This is a genomic window from Candidatus Stygibacter australis (assembly GCA_030765845.1).
Classification (GTDB): domain Bacteria; phylum Cloacimonadota; class Cloacimonadia; order Cloacimonadales; family TCS61; genus Stygibacter; species Stygibacter australis.
Genome location: JAVCDJ010000112.1, coordinates 1 through 3,850, shown reverse-complemented (window position 1 = coordinate 3,850; position 3,850 = coordinate 1). Strand labels below are relative to the sequence as shown.

At 39.9% G+C, this 3,850-nt stretch carries 2 protein-coding genes; both read left to right on the top strand.

Annotated features, from left to right (window positions below; translation table 11 throughout):
• The coding region (locus tag RAO94_05755; protein ID MDP8321835.1) for a hypothetical protein at nucleotides 1-251 on the top strand (251 nt) is incomplete at its 5' end.
• Nucleotides 251-3,850, top strand: a 3,600-nt coding sequence (locus tag RAO94_05750) for a M1 family aminopeptidase (protein MDP8321834.1), incomplete at its 3' end; no start/stop codon positions are given. The genes RAO94_05755 and RAO94_05750, both read left to right, overlap by 1 nt.

Genomic DNA, 3,850 nt, shown 5'->3' with positions numbered 1-3,850 from the left:
TGCGTGGCAATCCATTGGAAGCCATAGCAGCGATCAATGGCAAAATCTGGAAGAAATTGATAGATAAATCTGAATCTGGAGCATATATAGCAAAATACAAAGTGATCTCAACGAAATTACATGCAGGCAGGCAGCAGATCAATGTGTATTCTGAGAATATGCCAGGAGATGGATTTACGGGCAAGGATGCCAATCTGGAGGATGTATATTTCACCACAATCCCTGCGGATGAGATGATAGAGGGGGTATAATGTTCTTTAATGTGTTCGGTTTTGAAATGAAATACAGACTCAGCAAACTAAGTACCTGGATCTATTTTGTGATATTTCTGATATTAGGTATCCTGATCGTGAATGCACTTGCCGGGGCATTTACTGGAACCAGGGTTATGATAAACAGTGAGAAAGTTACTTTGAACTCACCCTATATAAACCATTCGGCGATCACTATATTTGGCTTATTTGGCATATTCATAGTGGCATCAGTGATGGGTTTCAGTATTTACCGTGATTTTGAATATAACACTTATCCAATGTTTTTCACTAAACCTGTAAGCAAAGCTTCATATCTTCTGGGCAGGTATTTTGCCAATGGATTGATCTTAACATTTATTTTATCAGGAACAGGACTGGGGATGCTGGTGGGTCAATTTTGCCCCTGGCTTGATAAAGCTGCCTTTGGTCCTGTAAATTTACTATATTATATATATCCTTATCTGGTGAATGTGCTGCCGAATGTGCTTTTTACCGGAGCAATATTCTTTTCACTGGCATTTGCCACACGCAGGATGCTGCCGGTATATATAGCAGGAATCGTACTTTTTGTGGGATATTTCATTGGTACGGCGTTATTCGACAGATTGGAGATGAAGGAAGTGGCGGCCCTGATCGATCCTATGGGGATGAATGCTGTTGGAATGGTTTATGAGAATTTCTCAGTGGTGGAACGCAATACAAAAATGCCTCCTTTTACCGGGTTATTGCTCTTGAACAGACTGATCTGGCTGGCAGCAGGTGGGATATTGATGCTGATCACGTATCTGAAATTCAAATTCAGTCAAACCATGGTTCCGGGGAAAGCCAAAAAGGAAAAGGTGGTTGAAACCAGCTATGTGGAGATTGAAGTGCCTGTTGTGCATAAAGATTATTCCTGGAAGCAGAATCTGAAACGCTGTCTTAGCTTTATCAAGCTGGAATTTCAGGAAATAATCAGCAGTGCAAATTTTATTACTATCGCTTTTGCGGGTCTGATTCTGCTGGTGGTATCATTATTACAAAGTAACAGATTCTATGAAACCCAGGTGCTGGCAATAACCTATAACGTGACAGCAGTGATCAATGCCAATTTTGCCATGATATCACTTATCATCCTTTTGATCTATACTGGTGAGACCTTATGGAAAGCGCGAGAGCATAAACTGGATGGGATCCTGGATAGTCAACCGGTTCCGAACTGGGTATATTTATTTTCTAAATTCACTGCTCTGCTTTTGGTGCAATTTTGTCTGATCCTGGCGGCGAGTATAGCAGGTATCATCTACCAGGTGCTCAAGGGTTTTAGTGATATAAATCTTGGTTTATATGCAGCAAATCTTGGTTTGAGTATGGTAAGTATTACTCTGTTGGCAGCATTGATATTTTTAGTGCATATCCTGGCTAATAATAAATTTGCCGGACATGCTCTGGCGATTGGCAGTTATTTTTTATTCAGTAATTTCAGTTTAGTTGGTCTGGAGCATCCCTTATTCAGTTATGGCAGAGGTGGAAGCTGGATGTATTCGGATATGAATGGTTTTGGTAATATGCTTGCCAGGTGGGGAAGTTTCAGAATATACTGGGCATTTCTGGCAGCGATCTTTCTGGTTGTTGGTTTATTATTTTATCCGCGGGGCAGGGAATCAAGCTTTCGTAAAAGATGGCAGATCTGCCAGCAAAGATATGGTAAAGATTACAAAATTGCCTTAATAATATTTCTGGTAGGATTTATTGGTATGGGAAGCTATATCTTTTATAATGAGAACGTGTTGAATGAATTTAAGCGGACAAAAACAGGGGAACTGGAGCAGGTAAATTTTGAGAAAAAATATCAGCATTATGATGACATAGCTCAACCTCGCTATACTGATGTGTATGTGCAGGTAGATATATATCCAGGATCAAACAGGGCAGAAGTGCAGGGAAAGATGACAGCACGGAACAAAACTTCTCAGCCGATCGATTCTCTGATAGTGATTCTGAATACTGACCTTGATTATAATTATTTTTCCATGGACAGGGAATATCGGGCAAATGTGGTTGATACTGATTATGGGCTATATTCCTATAAACTTGCCAGTCCTTTGCTACCGGGAGAAGATATAGTGATAGAATATGATTGCACTATCCAGCCCAAAGGCTATTTTCCGGCAACGAGTGTTGTGGAAAATGGGACATTTTTTAATAGTATGACTTTTTTCCCGCATCTGGGATATTCAGATAATTATGAACTGTCCAGTGAGGAGAAAAGAAAGAAATATGGACTGGAGCCAAAACTGCGGATGGCAAAAGTGGATGATGAAAAGGCAAGAATGAATACCTATATCAGCGATGATGCGGATTGGGTTAATTATGAAGCAATATTATCCACCAGCATTGACCAGACAGCTATCACACCAGGCTATCTGCAAAAGGAATGGGAAGAAAATGGCAGGAAATATTTCCACTATAAGATGGATCATCCGGGTTTAAATTTCTTTTGTTATGTTTCTGCCCGTTATGAAGAAAATCATGATGTGTGGACAAATGAATCCGGTGAAGACGTTGAATTGACTATCTATTATGATCATCATCATCCCTATAATACAGAAAGGATGATAAAGGCACTTAAAAGTGGACTTGGTTATTTTAGTAAAAACTTTGGGCCTTATCCAGACAGGCAGGTGAGGATCCTGGAATTTCCCAGGTATTCTTCCTATGCCCAGAGCTTTGTAAACACCATTCCCTATTCAGAAAGTATTGGCTTTGTAGCTGATGTGAGAGAGAATAGTGAAGATATAGATTATCCTTACAACGTGACAGCACATGAACTGGGTCATCAATGGTGGGCACATCAGGTGATTGGTGCAAATGTGCAGGGCAGTGTGCTGATGAGTGAAGCTTTGGCACAATACAGTTCTTTGATGGTGATGGAAAAGGAATATGGCAAGTCACAGATAGGCAGGTTTTTGAAGCATGAATTAAGCTCATATCTGATTGGAAGAGGTGGAGAATCCCGAGAAGAACTGCCTTTATACCTGGTAGAAAGCCAGCAGTATATTTATTATTATAAAGGTGCTGTCATCATGTATGCTCTGCGGGATTATTGCGGAGAAAAAGCAGTTAATTCTGCCTTGAAGAAGTATTTGCAGGCTACTGCCTATGAGGAACCACCATATACGAACTCCCTGGAATTCATGGAATATATTGAACCAATTGTACCTGACAGCTTAAACTATATTATTGATGACTGGTTCAAGAAAATTACTTTGTATGATAACAAAATGAAAAAGGCTGAGTGCTGGCAGGAAGGTAAGCGTAAATATCGGGTGGAACTGGAATTTGAGATGAATAAGTATTATGCTGACGGTCAGGGAAATGACAGCAAGGCAGAGATGAATGATCTGGTGGAAATCGTGATATTTGGTAATGCTTATGTGAAAGGTAAACAGGTAAAAAGACCAGTGTATCAGAAAAAGCACAGGTTAAATTCAGGAGAGCATAAATTGACTGTCTATACAAAGCGAAAGCCACAGGAGGCAAGTATAGATGGGATGTTTAAGCTGATAGATAAGAATATGCTGGATAATTCAGTTAAAGTGAAGATCATTGATGAA